Genomic DNA, 23,947 nt, shown 5'->3' with positions numbered 1-23,947 from the left:
AGTTTACAAGCAGAATAGGCAACAAGAAAAAACAAGAACATGGTTTCTAAAATCGAGATAAAGCACTTCAAATCAATAGAAAAAATAGATCTAGGACTATCAAGATTTAATATACTTATTGGAGAAAATGGCAGTGGAAAAAGCAATATATTAGAAGCAATTGCAATTGCAGGTGCAGCAGCGGTCGACAAATTAGATAACGAATTTCTATATTCAAGAGGTATTAGGGTAACCTCCCCTACCTCAGTAATATCAGCTATTGATAATGAGGAATTCTTTGAACCCACCATCAAGGTTGATTACGATAAAAACAGAAATAAAATAGATTCATTGACAATTAGAATACATACAAATGATTCAACTTATAATAAGTGGGGTTATTCTATTAATCTTTCAAATGCTCCTATAATTGACGAATATGCAACAGGACAAGCACTTCATCTATTATACACTGGAAAGGAATTAGAAAAGAGATTATCTAAATTAAATCTACGAGATTCAGAAAAAGCTTTTTTTTAAAGAATTAGTAAAAAATCCAAACAACCCTTATCTAAGCCTTATAAATAGAATGAAGGAGCTAAAAGTTCCAAAACATTCTCAAGTAGAAATATTAAAAGAAACTATGCAAACAGGTTTAAAAAATTACGAAACAAATGAATTGGGTGAATTTATAATTTACATGCCAGAAATATCAACATTAAGAATTTACGAAAAGGAGAGTCAAATAACACCTCTTGGTATAAATGGAGAAGGCATATTAAAATATACTAAAGAGCTAATAAAAGATAAAAGCAATGAAGAAAAGTTCAAGAGCTTCATGAAGCTTATATCATGGTTTGATAGTTTCAGTAAAGAAAATTCAGAAAACGAACCTTACTTAACTTTAAAAGATAGATTTATAAAGAATGTAGATGTTGTTTTGGACCAAAGAAGCACTAATGAAGGTTTTTTATTCTTACTTTTTTATTGTGCTCTATTTATATCGGATGAAACACCGTCTTTTTTCTCAATTGACAATATCGACAGTGCGTTAAATCCAAAACTTTGCACCGAAGTTATTCGACAATTATCTAAATTAGCATTAGAGCATAACAAGCAAGTAATCCTAACTACTCACAATCCGTCCATCTTAGATGGAATAGATCTAGAGGACCCTAACTACACTTTACATGTTGTATTTAGAAACAAAATAGGTGAAACTAATATTAAAAAAATTAATAAACCACAACCGTTAGAAGGTCAAGAATCAATTAAATTATCAGAAGCATTCATGAAAGGATTTATCGGCGGCCTTCCTAAAAATTTTTAATTAATGAATTGCTTTGCGCTTGTAACTGAGGGTCCTTGCGACCAAGAAGTAATTTCTAATATTCTTATCGGATTCAATAGAAACAAGAATTTGGACTTAAACTTAGTGCAGCCAAACCGTAGTTTAAGCAAGAACGAATCACAAGGAGGTTGGCATTACCTAGTAAATTTTTTACAAACAGAAAACTTTAGAAATATATATCAATTTAACAAATATGTAGTCATTCACATAGATACAGATATATGCGAAGAACCATACTTTTCTATTAAAAAGACAGACTCAGAAGGAAAGGCAAAGCCCATTTATCAAGTTTACGACGGAATTAAATCCTCCCTTATTAACGCAATAGGTTCTGAATTCTATAACAAAGTAGCAAATAGAACAATATTTGCAATTCCTGTTGACAGCATAGAGTGTTGGTTATTACCAATATTTTATTCTAATAACCAAAATATTAGAAATAAGTCAATAAATTGTTTAAATGCCTTAAATGAATATTTAAAAAACAAGACTACACCATTAAAAGCAAAGAGCCAGAAGTATACAATGAATTATCATCAACGTACAGAAAAAACAAAGATTTGATCAGCGCTGCACGTCTTAATGAAAGTCTCAATATATTTATTGAGCATCTTTCAGAATTTTCTATTGAATGCGAGTAAATTTTTCTTCAGACAACAAGATTACAAGTTTAACCAAGCAAAGCGCTGCCTTATCCGTGCAGGTGATGCTAATTGCCTCTCACTTCTTCCCAGCTTGGGTAGCTAAGAAATCTAAGCTAGCCTGATCAGGAAGGAATTGAGTGGCCGGGTTCAGGTCCAGCACCATGACTTGTTTGTCGGTGGTTTGGTAAGCGGGCCACTTGGGTAGCCCAGCGCCATTGGGATTGCCGGTGCGGGCGAAGTTCACCCAATAGGCCGTCATGGTATCGGCTAGCTTCTCATCGCCGGGCTCCCAGGGGCGGTCCACAAAGCGCAGGTTGTGGTAGGCATAGGGCACTTCCCCGGTATGAAACGCCCCATACTTCACGTATTGGCCGGTAGCCGGCACTTTGCGCGCAAAACGGTACACGTACACGGGGCGGTGCAGGGTCTGGCTTTGCACGTTGGCCCAGGTATAATTCGGGACGCCAAAGATGACATCACGCCCTAGGTTCTGCTGGGAAGTTTCCGCTTCGGCATCGTTGGTGGCCGGGAAGAAGCGCAGGAAGGTGCTCGCCTGGGCGCCGTATTGCTGCTCGGCCTGCTGCCGGAAATCGGCGGCGTTCTTCAAGGGTCCGGCCAGCAAGCCTTCGTTTTCGTTCCAACCGGTGAGCAGGGTCACGGGGTTGGCGTTGCCTGCCGCAAACAGCTCTGGGATGGAAGCGGGCAACACATAACCATCGGTGATGGGTCCGCGCAGGCTAGGCATTTTCTGCACGAAGGCGGCCGCCGGAAGCTGGCGCAGTTCTGCTAGCGTAGGCACCTTCAGCTCCTGGCCGTAGCGCACGCCCTCCTGCTCGGCCTGGGCCAGCGTGGGGTACGGGCGCGAAAATCCGGCCCCACTCTCGGCAATGGCTTTGGTGAACAACCCTTTGGCCAAGGGCGAAGCCACCAAGCAATTAACGCTCATTGAGCCCGCCGATTGCCCGGCAATGGTCACGTTGGTGGGGTCGCCGCCGAACGCGGCTATGTTTTGCTGCACCCAGCGCAGGGCCGCTAGCTGGTCGAGCAAGCCGTAGTTGCCGGAAGCATGATTCGCTGATTCTTTCGTCAGCTCCGGGTGCGCCAGAAAGCCGAACGGCCCCACCCGGTAATTGAGGCTGACGAACACGATGCCTTTTTGGGCCAGGGCCTCGCCGTCGTAAATGGGCACGCCGCTGCCGCCACTCGTGAACCCGCCCCCGTAGATCCAGACCAGCACCGCCCTGCGCTCGGTGGTGGCGTTGGCTCCGGTCCACACGTTCAGGTACAGGCAATCTTCGCTGATGGGCGCGGCCGGAATCAAGAACTCCGCACTCCACATGCTGAACGGCGCCGGCGCTGCCTGTATCGGGCTAGGTCCGTACTGTAGGCACTCTCGCACCTTGACCCAGGGCTTCACCGGTTGTGGCGCTTTCCAGCGCAACTCTCCCACCGGCGGCGCGGCGAAGGGGATGCCTTTGTAGTAGGCTACATCACCCACTTTATTTTTGCCGCCTGATACGGGTCCGCTGCGGGTTTTCACCGCGCCCAACACCGCCGGCCTAGGTCGGAAGGCGCCAAAGCCGAAGGATAAAACAACCAGCAAAAGGAACGAGGAAAGGAGCCTGATCATAGCAGCGGTGGGAAAGTGGCGGAGCGCAAGATCAGGATAAAATCCGTCCGTTATTTAGCGAGCGAGCCTAGGTCAGCGCGGCATTGTTGTCTGGCCCTTTGCCCCTGCTTTGCGTATGCTAAGTGTGCTTCCCCAATCTACTTTCTTATGCTCCCAGACACTTTTTCTACTGGCCCAGCGGGCGTGTACGCTCAGATCGAGCAAGACGGGCAAACCGTGACAGTCGTTAAGCTGCAAGATGGCCTGAACGCCTCCCCAGCCGAGGTACGGCAACAGCTAGCTCCTCTGCTCGGCCTAAGCCCGGAAGCATTGCTGTTGGTATTGCACTCAGATGGAGGCGAGCCGGAGCAAGGTCCTGCGCAGGAGATGTACAACAAGTACTTGTCGGTTAATACCGCAGCGGTGGCTGACGTTACCTGGAAGCCGCTCGTCCTATAAGCGACCTAGCTCCATTCTTACAACTAAGCACCTAGCCAAATAGGTCGTCATTTCGACCAGCGGGAGAAATCTCGCCTGCTGACACTAGGTTACTCTTACGATCATCTGGTCGTCCGGAGCTGTAGGTTTAATTACTTGGCTTGACGTTGTGGATTTCTAGAGGAATCAGCGCGTTGTGCTGAACCTATAATGCTAGAACGATATGTAGAGACGCATACTTGCGTCTCGTCGTTGAACGACCGATGTCAGAACGACCTAGGTAAACAACGTCAGCAACGCGAGGAGACACAAGTATGTGTCTCTACATCAAGCAACGAAGCGAGAGATATGCTCCGATAGGATCAACACGACCCAAATCTCTGCCTGCTTGTACCTTCTGGAAAGGCAAACTACCTAGCTTTGAAGCAACTTCTCCCAGGTAATTACTTGCACATGCCCTTTTATGCGCATCGACGAAATAGAACAAGAAGATTCTGACATCGAATGGTTTGCCATTGACAGCGACGGGCACGTGCTGCACATTTCCTCGGGCGGCGGTGTATTGCCAGAATCGGTAGCTTCTTCTCAGGAGACGTTGCTGCAACTGCACCAATACTTTTTGGCGCTGCCTGACACCGTCGCGGCCTCACTGGTGCAGGTAGAAGCCAACGCCGAAAAGAGCGGCCGCAACTACCAGAACGCTATGCGCTACGCCCGCCGGGGCCTGTTCTCCTTCGATAAGACGTTGCTCAACAAGCACCTCGATCCGCAGTATCACTTAGTAGTTCGCCCAGTTGCTGTGCTTACCATTAAGGATATTCCGGAGCCCATTGCCACGCTCCTCCGACGCACTAGTCTGCCAGATTCGGTGCTGTCCAAAACGCACCTTATCGTTTCCGATATAGGCTAAGCCACCTAGCTCTTTTTACAGCTTGTGCGTGGAATCTTGTACACTGGCTCGCCAATTTGGCGAGCCGGTTTTGTTTTGCTTGGCTATTGTCGGATTGAACCCTCTGTGCTACTTTAGCGTAAGTTTAACCAAATAGTTAATCCAGTAGGTTAATGGAAGCCAGCAAGCCGAGTACCGAAGAACTTATCCTGAATGCGGCTCAAGCAGTGTTCTTGGAAAAGGGCATAGCTGGTGCGCGCATGCAGGAAATTGCCGATCGAGCGAGCATCAACAAAGCTTTGCTGCACTACTACTTCCGCAGCAAGGAGAAGCTAGCCTCGCTAGTTATCAATAAAACGGTAGGCTTGCTGGTGCCACGTATGCTAGCCATCCTGGAAGCTGACCTTGACTTGTTTGCGAAGATTAGGCAGTTCGCGAGCGAGTACGTCACATTTATTAGTCAGCACCGCTTTTTGCCCTTGTTCATCATCAACGAGGTAAACCGCAGTCCGCAGTTCTTTTTCACGGCTACTTTGGGGCACCAACAAGCCGGCTTTGTCTTGTTCCAACAACAAGTAGATGCCGCAATAGCAGCAGGCCGCATCCGACCGATTAGCGCCAATCAGTTGCTCATCAATATGATGTCGATGTTGATTTTTCCTTTCCTCGGGGAGCCGGTTTTTCGGGCGGTGTTGGCATTATCAGCCGCCGAGTTTGAAGCAGAAATGGAGCGTCGCCACACCGAAGTAGCCGATTTTATTATCAGGGCAATCGAAGCTTAATTTTTTGGCCCTGTGCTTAACCAAATGGTTGAACCATACAATTAATAGTAGCCAAGTAGGCTAGGTCCGCTGTGGCAGTTATCCGTGGCGTCACCCTACTAAGAAACAACCATCTCACCCTTAAAAGCTTATGAACCAGCAAAGCAAAATAGCACAAGGCACGCTCGGGGAAAGCAGACCCGTTCTGATTATAGGCGCAGGCCCCACTGGCATGACGGCCGCCATGGAGCTAGCTCGCTTCGGCGTTCCGGTCCGCCTTATCGATAAGATGCCGACGCCCTCCACTACTTCGCGCGCCTTGGCCGTGCAGGCGCGCACGTTGGAACTGCTAGAGCAACGAGGCCTTACGCAGCAGATGCTTCAAGTGGGCAACCGCGGCACGGCCGCCACCCTCTACAGCGACAGCAAACGCCTGGGCAGAATAGAGCTAGCTAACATCCCGAGCCGCTACAACTACATCCTGCTCATTTCGCAAGCCGAGACCGAACGCCTGCTGCGCGAGCACCTAGCGCAACAGGGCGTTGTGATTGAGCGAGGCACTGAGCTGGTTGCTTTTTCGCAGATAGAATCGGCGTCGAACCTAGGAAAGAACGCGGGCGTGCGGACCGTGTTGCGCAACCAGGCAGGCCAGTTAGAAGAGCTAGATGCCGCCTATGCCATTAGCGCGGAAGGAGCGCACAGCCTCATGCGCCGCACCTTGAACCTAGAGTTTAAAGGCAAGTCGCTTCCGCAACGCTACGCCGTGGCCGATCTGTACCTCGACAGCGACTTGCCCGATAATGAGCTGTCGATCTTTCTGACCAGCCACGGCTTTCTGGCCGTATTCCCGATGGGAAACCGCCACTTCCGGTTCATTGCCAGCGACACGGATCAACAAGCTGACGCAACCAGCGAACCAACGCTAGCGGAGCTGCAACGCCTATACGATACTATCGCGCACAGGCCAGGCCAACTACACGACCTGACTTGGAGCTCCCGCTTTTACATCAACAGCCGCATGCTCGACACGCTGCGGGAACGGCGCATCTTCTTCGGCGGCGACTCAGCCCATATCCACAGTCCGGCCGGCGGACAGGGCATGAACACGGGTATTCAGGATATGATCGACCTAGGCTGGAAGCTAGCCTTGGTGTGGCACGGCAAAGCCGCCCCCGAGCTACTCGACACCTACGCGGAAGAGCGACTGCCCGTCATCCGCCAAGTGGTGGCGCGCACCGAAACGGCGACAGACATTTTCAACTCCACCAGCAAGCTGGTGCACCAGCTGCTCACACTCGCCGCGCCAGTGGTGCTCAATGCCCAGTTCATTCAAGAGCTAAGCACAGGCTTAGTGAGCGAAGTAACCGCTAATTACCGAGCTAGCGCCCTATCGCGCACGCGTTACCTGCGCGGAGAACTCAGGGCCGGGGACCGGATGCCCGACTTCGCCATTCGAGCACAACTGCTTACCGAAGTGAGCGCACAATCCCATGAAGCGACCTTGCAAGTACTACTCGATCCAGCTTGCTTCACGCTGTTTGTAGTTGGTGATGAAAGCAAAGCAGCCCTGCCGTATGACTGGGTGGAGCAGCTTCGGCCGTGGCAGGATATGCTGCGCATCTACCACATCGCCCCCGCATCTAGTTCGGCAGAAGCAACCGCGCAGTTCAAACAGGCTTTTGGCGGTAGTCAAAGTCTGCTCCTCGTGCGGCCGGATGCGTACCTAGGTTTTGTGGGTGGGCAGCATGAGTTTCATTCGCTTTTGGGGTGGTTTCAGCAATGGTTTCCTGCGCAGGACGTGAATTGAGCTTTATCCCTAATTATCTACATATCGCTCAAGAAGATTATAGGCCGAGAACAGCGTCACATAATATTAGTGTGGCACTATTTTTCAGGAGGTTTATTCAATCAGTAAACACATCCTTTTCCTTTCTCTTCTACCCAACTTTTTACTACTAGTGAAGCGTCTTACTTCTTTGTTATTGTTATCAGGCTGTTTGATTAGCCTTAATACAAGTGCTCAAGAGATTTATCTACCTATCCGAGAAGGAATGATTTCCGACTTTGCACGATTCAGCACACAGCCTTTGCTGGTGGTTCTTCGCGAAGAAGCTAAAGATGCCGGCAGCTTACGCCGAGCTGCCAAAGATCCCCAGGAGGCTACTTTGTATCGCGCTGACATCGCAGCAACCAACGACGCATTACGTGAAGCGGTCAAGACATGGCATTTGTCGAAGGAGGTGCAGTTTATTACTGTGGAGCAAGAAAAAACCTACTACAACGACAAGAAAGCGTCACACACCATCCTATCATTCGGTAGCACATTCACTGCTCCGGCCTTGATGCTCACCGTCCAAGGCAAGCCTGATAAACTAAGCTTCGGAAACTCCCTTTATTCATTATCACCTGATGCATCACCCGATGATCCTCAATCACGCATAGCTGCTGCTACGTACTTTATGCCCAACCCCCATCACTACTGGAGCCAGGCGTACTCCACTAGTGACATGATTAGCGCATTACAACAACTACAGCTGTTCGTCGATGCGCGTATTCATCAGCAAAAGAAAAAAGATCTGGAAGCCACTGAATTGAAACGCATTAATCATTCTAATGCTATTCTTACCAAGAAAACCTTGCTTCTGGATCGCAGCCGACTGGCCCCAAACCTTCCTGAGACTAAGATTTCCAGCCTTTACCCCTACCCTGTCCAAGTAGTTGATCGTGCTACGATCGAAGCCGCAGTAGCTTCTGCCGATCCACAGTATCTGTATGCACGTTGCATTACCGTGTACAAGAACCACGGGTACCAATTGGTCGAAGCAGCAACTGGACAAGTTGTAGCATACGCTGAATACAACTTGATGCGTGACATAGCTTTAGGAGAAATTCAAGATTGGACACTCAAGGATTTTGTAAAAACAGCAACCGCCAAAAAGTAGACGGTAGCACAAAGGCTTGGGAGAGCATCCTCCCTTAACATATTACCTGTGCAAAGAACGACTTGTCAAGTTGACAAGTCGTTCTTTGCTTTTGGATCTACTCGATCGTTCTACCAACTTATTTGCAAAGGGGGAGAATATCTATGCTCAATGATATCTTCTGGCGCTTCGTGCTAGCTTGCTAACACTATAAGATTGCGCAGCAAACTAAATCAAGCTAGATGAATAATATCCTACACGTCGGGGCGGTGGTGCTGATTTTGGGGGCGGGCATGTTCTACAGCGTGCGGGCCGGCAAGCTCACGGTGGCGGGCGCCTGCACTGGTGGCGTGTTGGGCGTGCTGATCTTTTTAGGGGCGGGTTATACGGGTTTGGCGATGCTCGGCGTGTTCTTTCTACTTGGGTCGACAGCATCGGGGTGGCATGTGGAGGAGAAGCGCCGGGCGGGGCTGGCTGAAGAAAACAAGGGCCGGCGCACTACTAGTCAAGCGTTGGCTAATGGTGGCGTAGCAGGAATTCTAGGCTTACTAAGTTGGCTTTTTCCCGCCTATTCTCCAGTGTTTCAACTGATGATAGCCGGCAGCTTTGCCTCAGCTACAGCCGACACTATGGCCTCGGAGCTAGGTAATGTGTACGGCCGACGTTACTACAATATCCTCACCCTGAAGCCCGATACGCGCGGACTAGATGGTGTAATCAGCCTTGAAGGCACGCTGCTGGGGCTAGCGGGCAGCTTTATTATTGCTGTGGTGTATAGCCTAGGTTTCGGGTGGAGCAGGGCATTTGGCTGGCTATTGCTAGCGGGCACGGTAGGCAACCTAGCCGACTCGGTGCTGGGTGCCACGCTGGAGCGCAAGCACTGGCTTTCGAATGATGCCGTCAACTCGCTTAACACGCTAGTCGGGGCGCTGGTGGCCGCATTGCTGTGGAACCTAGCTAGGTAGACTGGGCCACCAGCAAACGGGTTTTCGCTGCGCCGGAGCTTCTATCTTTGGCGGTACTTCACCTCTTGAAGTACACGCCTTTTCCTCGCTTCTATGCGGTATCTTCTGCCCCTGCTCTTCTGCTTGCTGATTCAATTTGCCGCCCAGGCTCAAACCGATCAGACGTTGCGCGGCCGGGTAGTCGATGCTCAACAGCACCCGTTAGAGTTCGTGACGGTGGCCTTGGTGCGCACCACCGATCAGCAGGCGGTGCAGGGTACGCTCACCAACGCCGCGGGGGAGTTTGTGCTGCACTATGACGCGCCGAGCGCTTATCAGCTTATGGTGCGGTTCGTGGGCTACCAGCCGTATCAGTCCGAGGCGTTTGCGCTAGCTAGCCGCGACTGGGGCACGCTGGTACTCACAGCATCAGCGGCCGAGCTAGGCGAAGTGCGCGTATTTGGCAAGCAAGATCTGGTAACGGCCGAAAACGGCAACCTCAGCGTGAATGTGGCCGGCAGCACCACGGCGGCGGGCCAAACGGCTTACGACTTACTGCGCCGAGCGCCGGGCGTAGCTATTAGTCGCGACAACGTTGTTTCACTGAATGGTAAGCAGGGCGTGCGCCTCATGCTCGATGGCAAGCTGGTGTACCTAGAAAGTGCTGACCTCGTGGCCTTACTGAAAACCCTTCCGGCCAACGCTATCAGCAACATCGACCTGCTCGCCAACCCTGGTGTGCAGTACGACGCGGCGGGCACGGCTGGGCTCATCAATATCCGCACGAAGAAAGGCATGGCCGAAGGCCTAAACGGCGCCTTCACGGTAGGCGTTTCGCACTGGTACACGCCCAAAACCAATGCTGACCTCAACCTAAATTACCGCCGTGGCCGGCTGAACCTCTACGGCACCTACAACCACCAGCTTGGCAACTACGCCTACCGCTACACGCTCTATCGGGTGCAGCGCGACACCATCTACGACAGCCCCACCCGCGATACCGACAAGCGCAGCAGCGTCAACGCCACGCTCGGCGCCGATTACCAGCTCGACGACCACCAGACCCTAGGTCTGGCGTTGAGCACCAACCAGCGCTTTGGCCCCGGCCTCACCCACACCACCACGCGCATCTTGCCCGAGGCCACCGGCCAACTCCTGCGCACCCTCTACGCCACCAACGATTACTACTTTCAACGCAGCAACCGCTACAATGCTAGCCTGAACTACCGCTGGCAAGACAGCACTGGCCGTACCTTCAGCGCCGCCGCCGACTACGGCTACTTCGACGGCGGCTCGCGCAACTTGCAGCCCAATGTTTACCGCAGCCCGGAAGGCACCACGCTGAGCGAAAACCTGTACCGCTCGCTCACGCAGGCTGGTATTCATTTATATGCTTTCAAGGCCGATTTTCAAGACAGCCTAGGTCGGGGGCAGTTGAGCGTCGGGGCTAAGTTTTCGGATGTGCAATCGGATAACGACTACCGTTTCTTGCGGGTAGAAGGTGCGGCTGAACTGCTAGATGCCCAGCGCTCTAACCGGTTTGAGTACCACGAACAAATTGCCGCCGCCTACGCCGACTACCAGGTGGCCGTTAGTTCGCGCGTGCGTCTACAAGGCGGCTTGCGGCTGGAAAACACGCGGGCTCGGGGGCAGCTGAGTTACGCCGACGCGCAAACGACGCCCACCCAGCCCGTAAAGCGTGACTACCTAAACTTGTTTCCGGCCCTTTCCGCTGGCTACAAGCTCAGCGACCAGCGCCGCCTATCCCTCTCCTACGCCCGCCGCCTCGACCGGCCCGCCTACCAAAATCTGAATCCTTTTATCACGCTCCTCGACGAGCTTTCTTTTTGGCAGGGCAACCCGCTACTGCGCCCGCAGTACGCCAACCGCTTTGCCGTCGATTATGCGACGGGCGGCAACCTAGCTCTCACGCTCGCCTACACCCGCACCCGCGACATCATTGCCTCCATCAACGACACACTCGAAAGCAACAAGGTGGCAATGACCCCGCGCAACGTGGGCCGCCAACACCACCTCAGCCTTACGGCTACTCGCTCCTTCGCCCCTACTACGTGGTGGAATATCTCGGCCAGCGCTACGCTGTACTACGTCGACAACCAAATTGCTTTTGATGTGAATCGGCAGTTTCGGCTGCGGGCGTTAGCTGGTAATGTGAGTTTGCAACAAAGCTTCCAGCTTCCTTTTTGGAGTTTGAACGCCGAACTAGTGGGTAATTACAACTCGCCAACTACTACTTCAGCCAACGAGCGTAACCACGGCAACGGCCAGCTCGACGCGGCTCTCAGTCGGAAGTTCTTCAAGGAGGCCGGCAGCCTGAGCCTAGGTATCACCGATATTTTTCTAACCAGCCGCTGGAACAGTCGAAGCCAGTTTGCGGGCTTTTATCTGCGCAGCTATGGCTACGGCGAGACCCGCCAAGTACGCCTGAACTTCACTTACAACTTTGGCAACAAGCAAGTAGCCGCGCCGCACGAACGGAAATCAGCCTTAGATACCGAAGCAGGCCGCATCAAGTAAGCGTCGGACCGGCAGACGGCACCTTAATACTAGAAAAAAGAGCGGCCATGCTTTCGCATGGCCGCTCTTTTTTCTAAACCTAGCTAGGCTCTCTTATTCTAAGGTGAAGCTAGCTTGCTGCACGTCGCGGGAGTTGCCGCCCACCATCACCTGGAAGGCGCCGGGTTCTGACACAAATTTCAGGTCGGCGTTATAGAACTTCAGATCGTCGGGGGTGAGGCGGAAGGTGAGCGTGCGGCTCTCTCCTTTCTTCAGCATCACTTTCTGGAAGCCTTTTAGCTCCTGCACGGGGCGCGTGATGGAGCCCACCATGTCGCGGATATACAGCTGCACGACTTCTTCGCCGTCGTAGTTGCCAGTGTTTTGCACCGTCACCTTCACCTCTTGCGTATCGCCGGTGCGCAGGGTAGCTTTGCTTACCTCGGGCTTCGAGTAAGTGAACTTGCTGTAGCTCAAACCATAGCCGAATGGGTACAGCGGGTCATTCGTCACATCGAGGTAGCGCGACTTATATTTATCAAGCTGCTCACCGGCGAAGGGGCGGCCAGTATTGCGGTGGTTGTAATAGATTGGCACTTGGCCTACCACTTGCGGGAAAGTCATGGTGAGCTTACCGGCCGGGTTGTAGGCGCCAAACAGCACATCGGCCACGGCGTTGCCGGCTTGCGTACCGCCAAACCACGATTCGAGGATGGCGTCGGCATTCTGATTTTCCCAGGGCAAAGTCAGCGGCCGACCGTTTACGAGCACAATCACCAGCGGCTTACCTAGCTTTTTGAGGGCTTTCAGCAGATCGAGTTGGCGACCGGGCAAGCTGATATCGGCGCGACTAGCAGCTTCGCCGGTCATGCCCTGCGACTCCCCTACGACGGCGACAATGACGTCGGCGGCTTGGGCGGCTTGCACGGCTTCCTGGATCATGGCTTCGGGCGCGCGCTTGTCAATGGCTAGCTCGCCGCCGTGGGCGTTGAGGCGGGCAATCATCTGCTCGTCATCCGTTACGTTGGCGCCTTGGGCGTAAGTAAACTTCACGCCGTTGCCGGCCACGTTTTTCAGGCCTTGCAGAATCGAAATGGCTTGTTTGCCTTCACCCGCGCCGCTCCAGTTACCGATCATGTCGCGCGAACGGTCGGCCAGCGGCCCGACGACGGCAATGGTACCTGACTTCTTCAGCGGCAACGTGTTCTTGTCGTTCTTGAGCAACACCATGCTGCGACGGCTAATGTCGCGGGCAGCTTCGATAAACTCGGGCTTCATCAGCGTTGCCTTGGCGCGCTTCTCGCTCACACCGTGGTACGGGTCCTTAAACAAACCTAGCTTGTACTTGCCTTCCAAAATGCGGCGGCAAGCTAGGTCGATGTCGGTCTGCTTTACGGTGCCTTCCTTCAAGTTTTGAGCTAGGTTCTTCAGGAAGACTTCGCCCACCATATCCATGTCGATGCCCGCTGTGAGGGCAATGGCTGACACTTGCTTCTCGTCGCCGAGGCCGTGCGGAATTAACTCATTGATGGCGGTGTAATCAGTGGCCACGAAGCCTTTGAAGCCCCACTGGTTGCGGAGCAAGTCGGTCATGAGCCACTTGTTGCCGGTAGCGGGCGTGCCATTGATGTCGTTGAAAGAGCTCATCACCGAACCGATGCCAGCCTCTACCGCCGCTTTGTAGGGCGGCAGGTATTCGTTGTACATGCGCGTTAGGCTCATGTCGGTGGTGTTGTAGTCGCGGCCAGCCTCAGCGGCGCCGTAGAGAGCGAAGTGCTTCAGGCAGGCCATCACGTTGGAGGGGTTCGTGAGGTCAGTGCCCTGGTAGCCGCGCACCATGGCTTCGGCGATGCGGGAACCTAGGTAGGGATCCTCGCCAGCGCCTTCGGCCACGCGACCCCAACGCGGGTCGCGGGCAATATCCACCATGGGCGAATACACCCAGTTGACGCCGTCGGCGGCGGCTTCCTGGCCGGCAATGTGGGCGCTGCGCTCCATGGCCGCTAGGTCCCAGCTAGCGGCCAGCCCCAGCGGAATCGGGAAGATGGTGCGGTGGCCGTGAATAACGTCGTAGCCAAGGATGAGCGGAATGTGCAGGCGCGATTCTTTCACGGCCATTTCTTGAAGCTTACGCGCCGCCACGGGTGTGTAGGTGTTCAGCACGCCACCCACGAGGCCCTTGCGGATCTTCGCGTCCACGTCTTTGCTCACCACCGGGCCGGTCACGTCGAAGCCCACCGACACCAGATTCAGCTGACCGATCTTCTCTTCCAGCGTCATCTTTTTCATCAGCTCATCAATGAACTGATTCATTTTCGGATCGTTGGCGGTGCTGGTCGTGGCAGCCTTCTGTGCCTGTAGGTGCGGACTTGCCAGGAGACCTAGCGCCAGCACGGCAGTACGGAAAGTTGAGTTCATGTAAAAAGGATATTGATTGAGAACAGGTTCTTTTGAATTAGGCACCTCATGTAGAGACACATACTTGTGTCTCTTTCCTGAACGACTTCGCGTGAACGACCTAGCTCTGAGCGGCACGAGGTAAACAACATCAGCAACGAGGAGACACAAGTATGTGTCTCTACACCGCTCTATCTACTTGGCTTCCATCACCGGCGTGCGTTGTGAAATGCCGTTTTCGTTGATGGCCTCGATGGTGAAGTAATACGGCAGGTCTTTGTCCATGCCTTTGAAGTAGTATTCGTTTTGGCCGTGCACCATGATGCAGCTGTATAGCTTATCGGGCGCGATGCCAGTATAGATGTTGTAGGCGTACGCCCCATCCGTCGGCGACCATCGTAGCCATGCGCTACGCTTATCTTTTTCGGTGCGCAACACTACGAAGCCTTTGACAGAGCTAGGTTTAGTGCCCGATCCTAGCCCAAATACTCGCAGGCCGCTGATGGCGAATTTGCCAGTGGGCATGTGGATGTTTTCGAGCTTGAGGTAGCGCGTTTTCACGCCGGCGGGCAACTCGATATAGTCGTGGGGTACGTCGGTTTTGTTCTGGCTTTTATCGACCAGCACCTTCCACGTTTTGCCGTCGTTCGACTGGTAGAGCTTGTACTGATGGTACGTGCCCTGCTGCTTGCCGAGGAACTGCGCATCCTGGTCGGCGTAGTTGATCTGAATGGCGCGCACGGTGCACACGCTACCTAGGTCGGTTTGCAGATACTCGCCTTTATTGGCGGTGGTGGCGCTCCAGTAGGTTTTGATGCTTTCATCCACGGCATTGTTGGCCGCGTAGCCGCCGAGCGTAGACGATACTTGCACAGGTTTGTTGTAGTTCAGCAGCATCCAGCCGGTAAAGCGGCTCTTCAAATGGTCTTCGGAGCCGGTGGGTAGGTAGGTCGGGTAGTCGCCGAAAGCGGTGTTGCTGTACAGCACGCCATCTTTGTCGAAGCCGGCGGGCCACAGACCTAGGCGGCGCTCGAAGTTGTTCTTCACCGCAATGACCATCGTGGAGAGGTGCCACCAATTGCCCCAGGTATCCTGAAAGGTGTTGCCGTGGCCTGCACCCCGCGCAAAGCCGCCCGGCTTGTAGGCAAACGGGTTGTGCGGCTGCGGCGTAAACGGACCTAGGGGCTTGTCGCTCACCTGCACGCCGTCGGCGTAGCCGCTGAATTCGGTGCCGGGCGCGCCGTATTGGAGGTAGTACTTGCCGTTATACTTGTTCATCCAAGCGCCTTCCATGAACGGGTCGAGGAAGGTGTTGTCGAGGTATTCGCCGAAGCGCTGCCAGCCAAACTGCGTGTCGTTCAGCTTGAACAGCTCCTTCTTCTCCCCTATCGGCGCAAACGTCTTGCGGCTGATCTGCTGTCCGTAGAGTGGGTACACGTTAGAGCTGCCCCAGTAGAGGTACAGTTTGCCATCGGTGTCGAGGAAAAAATCTGGGTCCCAGGCACCAACCTGGAACGGGTCGACGGCTTTCTTCCACTCGTTTTTCTTGGGGTTGGTGCTCATCCAGATCGGGAAGTTCTTCTCCTGCGTCGAGCCATAGACAAGCAGCGTATCGCCGAGCACGAACACAGCAGGCGCGCACAGGTCGTCGTACACTTTGTGCTGCGGCTCCAGAAAAGAACGCGACACAAACTTCCAGTTATACAGGTCTTTGCTCCACCAGTAACCCCATTGATTTGTGGAAAATAGATAGTAGTCGCCCTTGTAGAGCGTGATAACCGGGTCAGCGGTGGCGCGGTGCTTCCCAGCTTCCGCGAAGTTCGGGATGGGCGTGTACCCGTAGTCGAGATTCAGCGGATTACAGTAGGTTCGCTGACCAGGGCTCGAAGTTGGCTGCGCCTGAGCAGCTAGGCTCAGCGCGGTGATAAAGCAGAAAAGAAGCGTTCGGAGCATGGGCGGGTGAAATAGAATGTCATGCTGAGCTTGCTGAAGCATCTCGCGTGCAACACTAACTCAATCGTTCAACGAACCGAGCGAGATGCTTCGGCAAGCTCAGCATGACGTTTCTAGAATGGGCTTACTTCTTTAAATGTGGACTTTCAAAACCTAGGTTTTTGAGGCCGCGCTGCACATCGGGGGAACTCATAAACAGCTTCCACAGCAAGCCCGTCCGGTGGTTCTCAATCATACCCACGATGGGACCTTGGTCGATAGCTAGGTAAGACTTGGCGTACCAATTATGCTGCTCGCTGAAACCATCCACGAAGCCGTACTCCCCCCAAATCTTGTCGCCGAGGTCGTTATAGAAGTGCTTCAGCGCCATCATCGACTCCTTAGGCGCGTAGGGCATGGCCGACAGCGCGGCGGTGGGTGAAATCACCCCTAGGTCTTCGGTGGGCGAGTGCGCGGCGTAGCCTTGGTAGCTATCGGAGGCGGTGAGGCCCCACGAGTCTTTGCTATAGCCCTTATACTTCTTGGGGTTAGCTACGCAGTAATCGTAGTTGATGCGGGTATGAGCTTGGTTTTGCTGCCAGTAGTCGGCGTACTGGTCTTTGAGGCCATGCGGATCGATGCCCAAGAACGAGTAGTGCGAGAAGAACAGCGGCCCGCCATAGTCGAAGCCCAGCGGCAATGTGGTACCTAGGTACTTCTTCCCGTTCTTGAAATAATCGCCAGTAGCCCAACCTTGGTCATACACTTTCTTATCAATGGCAAACTTGGGCGAAGAAGCCGCCAGCACGTAGGTCACGAGGCACTCGTTCCAACCATGAATCTGGTGGTTCATACTCCAGCCGTTGTTGGGGCTCCAGTGCCAGTACAGCACATTCTGGCCGCCCTGCGTGTGCCAGTTCCACTCCACGTTCTCCCACATCCAGAGGATCTTGTTGCGCAGTTGGCTTTCCGTCGGGGTATCCTTCGTGAAGTACTGGCGGGCGCAAATCAGGCCTTCGTACAAAAACGACGTTTCGACAAGGTCGCCGCCATCATCCTTTAGGCTGAAGCGGATGGTTTTGCCGGTGGCGCCGTCCATCCAGTGCGGAAATACGCCGTGGTACATATCGGCCTTCCACAAGAAGTTCACGATCTTCAACACCCGCTCGGCGGCTTGCTCGCGCGTAATCCACTTGCGGTCGGCGGCCACGATGATAGCCATCAGGCCGAAGCCCGTGCCGCCGGTGGTTACTACTTCATCGCCGTAGTCGAAGCTTTCGTTGCTCCGCTCCCGCGCCATGCCGCTCACCGGGTGGCCGAAGTCCCAGAAGTACTTGAATGTTTGGCGCTGCACCTCGTCGAGCAGCTTCTCATCCGACAAATTCTTCTGCCGGGGGGCCGTGTAGGTAAGCGTTGGCTTGGCTTGGGCACTACTGCCTGCAGCAGGTCGCTGTTGAGCAAACAGCGTGATGGTTACGAAGAACAGGAAGGCAAAAAGGAAAGAATGCTTCATGGGTGGCGAAGAGAGCTAGAGTGAGGCAAAACCAAAAGCGGGAGCCAGCTACTGCCAACTCCCGCTTGCGGGGTTAATACCCAGGGTTCTGCGTGAGCTTGCCGCCCGTGATGTTGATCTGCTGCTGCGGAATAGCGAAAACCTCGTTCTTGCCATCCACAAACTGCTTGCCTTGGGCCCGCAGCACCGTGCCAGCTCGTCCTTGGCGGACTAGGTCGAAGAACCGGTCGCCGTTTTCCATCGCCAGTTCTACGCGGCGCTCTTTCCAAATGGCTTGGCGCAGGGTAGCTTGGTCGGTGGTCGTGAGGGGGGTTAGGCCTGCCCGAGCCCGAACCTGGTTTACGGCGGCTAGGGCTTTCGCCGTCTGACCTAGCTCATTGGCGGCTTCGGCGTTGATGAGCAGTATCTCGCCCAAGCGCAGAATCCGGACGTTTTGGTCTTTGCCGTAACCGCACGCCCGATCTACCGACGACGGTACATAGGCCTTCTGGTTGTAGCGTGGGTTAGGCGCTGCTGGGTCTATCTTATCGCCTTGCGGTGTGGTTTCGCCGCGGAATAAGATAGTGGCGTCCTTGCGCTTGTCGTTGGCTTCGTAGGCTGCTTCTAAGTCGGCGGTGGGGTTGAAGAAACCCCAGCCGAATTGTGGCCGGGAGCCTTGTACTTCAGCCCACTGGCTGTTTGAGGCGTCGCAGTTGCCGGGAATAGTCTGCGCTTGAATTTCAAAGATGGACTCCGGCCCATTCTCACCTTCGATGCGGAACATTTTCTCGTAGTCGGGAGCCAGCGTGTACCCTAGCGCAATCACTTGGTCGCTCAAGGATAACACGTCGGCCCACTGCTTTTGGTACAATTTCACCTTCGACAGCATGCCGAGCGCCGCCCCCTTCGTAGCCCGACCTAGGTCAGTGCTGGCGTACCGGGCTGGCAGCGCAGCGCCTGCATCTGTCAGGTCTTGCACAATTTGCGTGTACACTTCCGCACTCGAATTGCGCACTGGGTTCAACTGGTCTGGGGAGCTTTCAGCCGTCACCGGAATCAGCACCAGCGGCACGCCGCCGTACGCCCGAACCAAGTTAAAATAGTGGTACGCCCGCAGAAACTTCGCCTCGGCCAGCAGTCGGGTCTTCAGTGCCGCGTCCATGTTGATGGTGGGCACATAGGCTAGTACCTGGTTACACAGGTTAATACCTTGGTATTGCCCGCCCCAATAGTCATTCAGGATGCCCTGGGTGGCGGTGAAGGTGAAGTTGTCGTAATCGTTGAGGAAAGCGGCGTCGCCGGCAACACTGCCTTTTTCCGCATCATCCGAGGACAATGTGGTGATGGCCAGGTGCGCAAACGCTACTACCGGCCAGCTACGAAGGTTCGCGTAGATAGAGTTCACGCCTTGAATGGCCTGCTCCTGATTGGTGAAGAACTGCGTTTGGCGCTGTTGTCCTTGGGGCTCTACATCCAGGAAGGAATCTTTGCAGGCCGTGATACCACCGGCTAAGCCAGCGATGCACAATGCGCCTAGCACACTGCGCTTTAGAAATGAAAAGTTAGTATACATGGTGGGTTGTTTGCAGTTAGAAGGTGACGTTCACACCTAGGTTGTAGGTGGCCGACAGCGGATACACGTTCAGGTCTACCCCAGGGCTGGTGTTGCCCGTCGAACCACGTAGTAAGCCAACTTCAGGGGTGAAGCCGCTGTATTTGAACCAGGTCACTGGGTTTTGTGCGTTGGCGTAGAAGCGGATGCCTTGCACGCGGAGGGTGCTCACAAACGTCTTGGGTAAGCTGTAGCCCACCTGCACGTTGCGGATGCGGAAATAGTCGCCATTCTCCACATACCACGTGTTAGAGTTCAAATCGGTGCCGCCAATAGCCGCTGAGGGGTACGAATTAGACGTACCAGCTCCGTGCCACCGGTTGTTGAAGAAGTCTTGGGTGTAGTTCTCGTTGCCGTAGCGCACGCCCTTCGTGGCGTTATAGATTTCGAGCCCCGCTACCCCTTGCAGGTCAAGAGCAAGGTCGAAGCTGCCGTAGCGAAAACCTAGGTTCACGCCGTAGTTGAAGCGTGGGTTTGGATTACCGATGATCTTCCGGTCGGCTTCGCTAATCACGCCGTCGCCGTTCAGGTCTTGGTAACGGAAGGAGCCAGGAACAGCGCCCGTACCAGCCTGAGCTGATTTATTTACCTCGTCTTGGGTCTGGAAGATGCCGTCGACTACATAGCCTAGGAAGGAACCGAGGGGCAAGCCAGCCCGCACGATGGATGTTTGCACACCGCCTACGGGCAGGTTACCAGCTGGAAAATCAGCTCCAATGGCGCCTAAAGTGAGTACTTTGTTTTGGTTGTAGTTACCGTTAACGCTGACGTTGTAGCTGAACTTCTCCGAAGCCTGGTTGGTCCAAGTGGCTGTGAGTTCAACCCCACGATTGCGCAGACTGGCGAAGTTACCGCGAGTAGTAGGGCTTTGCAGACCTGCCGTGCCGGGCACCGGAATGTCGAAAATAGCCTTGCTAGTTTTCCGATCATAAAAATCGGCTGTAGCGGTGAGGCGATTTTCCAAGAAACCTAAATCCAAACCTAGGTCTGTTTCCGTGGTCGTTTCCCAGTCAAGTGCGCGTTGTGCCAGCGAGTTGATGTTGCCGCCGAAATAAGGGGTACCACCGAAGATGGCGGTGTAGTAAGGCGCACCGGCGCCAACAGCTACCGTTTGTACAGAAATGTTCGACGGGATGTTGTTGTTACCCAAGCGGCCCCAGCTACCGCGTACCTTCAGTTGGTCAAACACGCCTAGGTCGCTGATAAAGCTTTCATCCGACGCCACCCAGCCTACACCCAGCGAAGGGAATGTACCAAAGCGGTTGTCGCTCGAAAACTTCGAAGAGCCATCGTAGCGCAACGTAGCCGTGAGCAGGTAGCGGTCTTTGAACGCGTAATTGACCCGGCCGAAGTACGACGCGAACGTGTACTTGTCAGCGGGCGTTTGGATGCGAGCCGTGGTGGGGTCACCCAGACCTAGGTACAGCGACGACTCATTGTAGTATGGCACATCGTTGATGGTACCCAGGAACTGGTTGTTCTGATCGCGCTGCGCAGAAACACCGAGCAGGCCAGTCACGCGGTGGTTACCGTCGCCGAAAGCTTGGTCGTAGGTCAACGTGTTTTCCCAAAGCCACCGGCTGTTCTTCGTCGAGGAAGACGTCAGGAAGCTGCGCTGTGCAAACTGCGTAGTCGTCAGCGAGTCCTTGGCCTGGTAGTTTCGGTACTGCGCCACGCCGTAGTTGATACCGAGGCTGGAGCGCAGCGTGAAAGCCTTCAGGAAGTTGATGGAAGCATAGATGTTGCTCACCAACTGTTGCCCATTCGACTTCTGGTTGTAGCGGTCGAGAGTGGCCTGGGGGTTACCGAAGTTGCCCAGCGGGAAGTCGGCGGCATCGCCGTAGTTGCCATTGGCCTTGAACACGGGCAGCACAGGCGGCGCTACAAAGGCTTGGTAAAACAGCACATCCGCGGGAACGTCAGTCGAGCGGTTGTTCTGGAAAATGGCGCTGTAACCAACCTTGATGTGGTCGGTGGCATTGTAGTCAGTTTGCAGGCGGGCCGTGATGCGCTCGTAGTCATTGTTCTTCACAATGCCCTGCTGTTTTAGGTAGCTGCCGCTCACGCTGTAGGTTATCTTCTCCGAGCCGCCCGACATGCTCAATTGGTGGTTGTGGATAGAAGCTGTGCGCGAAATCTGGTCAAACCAATCGGTGCTCGGTAGGTTGGTGGCGAGAGTTTGGGCACCGCTGCGCTCGTTGATCAGCGTAGCGTACTGCGAAGCATTGGCCATCTTCACTTTATTAGTGATTTGCTGCACCCCCACAAAGCCGTTGTAATTGATGCGCGGTGTGCCGGCTTTGCCCCGCTTAGTCGTTACCAGCACCACACCATTAGCAGCGCGCACGCCATAGATAGCGGCGCTCGAAGCATCTTTCAAGATTTCAATGGAAGCAATATCATCCTGGTTCAGAAAGCTGATATCATCCACGAACGTGCCATCGACTACGTACAAAGGGTTAGCGCTGCCCTGAATGGAGCCCGTACCACGTACCCGAATTTGCGGCGTCGAACCCGGCTGACCATTATTAGTGATCTGTACGCCGGCTACTTTGCCTTGCAAGGAGCTCACCGCGTTTTGCGAAGCCTGATTCACTAACACGTCGCCTTTCACAGAGGCAATGGAGCCGGTCACGTCGCGCTTCTGCTGCGTGCCGTATCCCACTACCACCACCTCGTTAAGGGTCTTGGTGTCAGGGGCTAGGTTAACGTTCACTGTAGCGCGACCACCGATAGCTACTTCCTGAGAAAGGAAGCCTACGAAGGAGAAAACCAGGGTACCTTGGTCGGGGGCGGTGAGGGTGTAGCTACCATTGCCGCCCGTTTGAGTGCCGTTGGTAGTGCCTTTTACGACTACGTTTACCCCGGGCAGGCCTTCGCCTTTGTCATCCAACACCTTACCAGTTACGGTGATATCCTGCGTAGCTGAAACGTTTGCGGAAGTCGGCTTAGAAGGCATGCGTAGTACCACGCGGTCTTCACTTACTTCATACTGAATCTTCAGCGGAGCTAGCAGTTCGTCAAGTACTAGAGCCAGTGGCTCGTTCTGCGCCCGCAGAGATACTTTGCGCTCAGCCCCAATGAGTTGCTGGCTGTACACAAAGCGGATATTGGTTTGCTTAGCAATCTGATTGAGCGTAGCCTTAATGGTTTGGGCTTCTACTTGCAGCGTGATTTTACGCTCTAGCACGGTTTGCGCGAGGCTAGGGCCAGCGGTTGCCACGTTAGCCAGTAAACAAGCCATTACTACTTGCAGCAGAAGCAGTCGTACGGGGCGCCAGATGGGTGGGAACGGTATGGAGTTTTCCATGAGCGTGAGTTAAAGGTGGGAACTAAAGGAAACAGCTAGCCTCATGCTGGTAGCAGAAGCGTAGTAAACTCAAAATCAAGGCAGTGTATATAGAAGAAGGTATGTATCTTCCTATCTAGCTTGGCAACCGTTGCTATGAATGACGACCTGCGTACCAGCCAATGTGTAGGAAGCACCCAAGGACTTGCACAGCAAGTCTAGCTTCTCAAACAAGGGCTCATTATAGAAGGCAATACTCACAGTACAGCCAGCTAGCTTCACTTTGTCGTACGCCATTTCTACTCCATACGCCTTTTCCAAGGCCGAGAGTACTTCCATGACGGGGCGTTCCTCAAATTCAAAAGTTTGTGGGGCCAATACTGCTGGCTTTTCCACTAACCCTTTCTGTAAATGATGGTTAGCTATTGAATACACAGCCTGCTGGTTGGGCAGCAATAGCACGCCATTGGCAGCTGGCTTGGCCGGCGTAACATCTAGCCTAGCATCTTCCCGGGCTTGCACAGCTACCTTGCCTTCTCGCACCGCCACAGAGGCTTCTTTGCTATCCGAGTAGGCTTTCACCCGGAAGCTCGTGCCGAGCACGGTAGTTACTACTTGCTTGGTAAACACCAAAAAAGGCCGACGCGGGTTTTTGCTAACCTTAAAGAACGCCTCGCCTTCTAGATACACCTCACGCCTAGGTCCGGCGAAAGCCGAAGCATACCGCAGGCTACTCCCCGGGTTCAGCGTAATGCGGCTGCCATCGGGCAGTTGGAATGCCTGGACTTGCTGCGTTGTGTTCGTATGGCGCGTCCAGTTGCTCGCCGACGCCGCTATATTGTGGGCGGGGTGGAAGCGCTTGGTTAGCCCAAACCACACCCCTAGGCTTAAGGCGAACAAAGTCAGGATAGCAGCCCACTGCAATTGGGGCGTTTGCCAGAAGGAAACGGGCCGTTGTACCACCTGCATCTTTGGAGTGGTTGCTGACCTAGCCTGCTCCATTCGATGCCAAATAGCATCTTCTATGGCTTCCTGATTCTGAACAGGAAGCATTTTCGTCTCCACTTGTTCCAGTCGGTTATACCACTGCTCCACTGCAGCTTGCTCCGCAGGCGTACACCGGCCATCAAGGTAGCGCTGAAGAAGATGGTGGAACTCAGATTCTGTCACGG

General features: G+C 53.7%; 17 protein-coding genes. 10 read left to right on the top strand and 7 right to left on the bottom strand.

The genetic code is table 11. The features are described 5' to 3' along the window. Nucleotides 1-39 precede the first annotated feature (39 nt). The 3 genes from SD425_RS05695 to SD425_RS05685 are packed head-to-tail and all read left to right on the top strand — an operon-like array spanning nt 40 to nt 1,894. Entirely contained in the window at nt 40-519 is a 480-nt protein-coding gene (locus SD425_RS05695) for an AAA family ATPase (protein ID WP_324676316.1), read from the top strand. Nucleotides 520-568: 49 nt separating this feature from the next. Continuing rightward, the gene (locus SD425_RS05690) at nt 569-1,309 is read left to right on the top strand and encodes an AAA family ATPase (protein ID WP_324676314.1); all 741 of its coding nucleotides are present in this window, start codon (nt 569-571) and stop codon (nt 1,307-1,309) included. A gap of 3 nt (nt 1,310-1,312) precedes the next feature. Beyond that, nucleotides 1,313-1,894: a hypothetical protein gene (locus SD425_RS05685; protein WP_324676312.1), complete on the top strand. Its 582-nt coding sequence runs from the start codon at nt 1,313-1,315 to the stop codon at nt 1,892-1,894. Nucleotides 1,895-2,050: 156 nt separating this feature from the next. On the opposite strand, the gene SD425_RS05680 is transcribed toward SD425_RS05685, so the two are convergent. Then, nucleotides 2,051-3,604, bottom strand: coding sequence for a carboxylesterase/lipase family protein (locus tag SD425_RS05680; protein ID WP_324676310.1), 1,554 nt, complete (start codon nt 3,602-3,604; stop codon nt 2,051-2,053). Nucleotides 3,605-3,751: 147 nt separating this feature from the next. Between SD425_RS05680 and SD425_RS05675 the strand changes: the two genes are divergently transcribed. The 7 genes from SD425_RS05675 to SD425_RS05645 all read left to right on the top strand — a co-directional run bounded on the left by SD425_RS05675 (nt 3,752) and on the right by SD425_RS05645 (nt 12,074). Next, nucleotides 3,752-4,042, top strand: a complete 291-nt coding sequence (locus SD425_RS05675; protein ID WP_324676308.1) for a hypothetical protein — start codon at nt 3,752-3,754, stop codon at nt 4,040-4,042. Nucleotides 4,043-4,484: 442 nt separating this feature from the next. Next, on the top strand, nt 4,485-4,931 hold the full coding sequence (locus tag SD425_RS05670) for a hypothetical protein (protein ID WP_324676306.1): 447 nt from the start codon (nt 4,485-4,487) through the stop codon (nt 4,929-4,931). A gap of 152 nt (nt 4,932-5,083) precedes the next feature. After that, nucleotides 5,084-5,692, top strand: coding sequence for a helix-turn-helix domain-containing protein (locus tag SD425_RS05665; protein ID WP_324676303.1), 609 nt, complete (start codon nt 5,084-5,086; stop codon nt 5,690-5,692). A 130-nt stretch (nt 5,693-5,822) separates the two neighbouring features. Continuing rightward, nucleotides 5,823-7,478 (top strand): FAD-dependent monooxygenase, encoded by a 1,656-nt coding sequence (locus SD425_RS05660; protein WP_324676301.1) that lies wholly within the window; start codon nt 5,823-5,825, stop codon nt 7,476-7,478. Nucleotides 7,479-7,722: 244 nt separating this feature from the next. Next, complete coding sequence (locus SD425_RS05655) at nt 7,723-8,613, top strand: hypothetical protein (RefSeq protein ID WP_324676299.1); 891 nt, start codon at nt 7,723-7,725, stop codon at nt 8,611-8,613. Between the two features lie 221 nt (nt 8,614-8,834). After that, complete coding sequence (locus tag SD425_RS05650; RefSeq protein ID WP_324676297.1) at nt 8,835-9,557, top strand: DUF92 domain-containing protein; 723 nt, start codon at nt 8,835-8,837, stop codon at nt 9,555-9,557. A 93-nt stretch (nt 9,558-9,650) separates the two neighbouring features. Then, nucleotides 9,651-12,074, top strand: coding sequence for an outer membrane beta-barrel family protein (locus SD425_RS05645; protein ID WP_324676295.1), 2,424 nt, complete (start codon nt 9,651-9,653; stop codon nt 12,072-12,074). A gap of 93 nt (nt 12,075-12,167) precedes the next feature. Here SD425_RS05645 and bglX read toward each other — a convergent pair whose 3' ends face one another. From bglX to SD425_RS05615, 6 genes are all read right to left on the bottom strand, one after another. Further along, nucleotides 12,168-14,471: a beta-glucosidase BglX gene (bglX, locus tag SD425_RS05640; RefSeq protein WP_324676293.1), complete on the bottom strand. Its 2,304-nt coding sequence runs from the start codon at nt 14,469-14,471 to the stop codon at nt 12,168-12,170. 174 nt (nt 14,472-14,645) lie between these two features. Further along, on the bottom strand, nt 14,646-16,403 hold the full coding sequence (locus SD425_RS05635; protein WP_324676291.1) for a family 43 glycosylhydrolase: 1,758 nt from the start codon (nt 16,401-16,403) through the stop codon (nt 14,646-14,648). A 124-nt stretch (nt 16,404-16,527) separates the two neighbouring features. After that, nucleotides 16,528-17,895 carry a glucoamylase family protein gene (locus SD425_RS05630; protein ID WP_324676289.1) on the bottom strand — a complete coding sequence of 456 codons (1,368 nt, stop codon included), beginning with the start codon at nt 17,893-17,895 and terminating at the stop codon, nt 16,528-16,530. 73 nt (nt 17,896-17,968) lie between these two features. Next, entirely contained in the window at nt 17,969-19,447 is a 1,479-nt protein-coding gene (locus SD425_RS05625; protein WP_324676287.1) for a RagB/SusD family nutrient uptake outer membrane protein, read from the bottom strand. Nucleotides 19,448-19,463: 16 nt separating this feature from the next. Continuing rightward, on the bottom strand, nt 19,464-22,796 hold the full coding sequence (locus SD425_RS05620; protein ID WP_324676285.1) for a TonB-dependent receptor: 3,333 nt from the start codon (nt 22,794-22,796) through the stop codon (nt 19,464-19,466). Nucleotides 22,797-22,907: 111 nt separating this feature from the next. Next, nucleotides 22,908-23,945 (bottom strand): FecR family protein, encoded by a 1,038-nt coding sequence (locus SD425_RS05615; protein WP_324676283.1) that lies wholly within the window; start codon nt 23,943-23,945, stop codon nt 22,908-22,910. Nucleotides 23,946-23,947 lie beyond the last annotated feature (2 nt).

It is taken from the genome of Hymenobacter sp. GOD-10R (assembly GCF_035609205.1).
Lineage (GTDB): Bacteria > Bacteroidota > Bacteroidia > Cytophagales > Hymenobacteraceae > Hymenobacter.
This window is presented reverse-complemented; position numbering and strand designations above follow the sequence as displayed.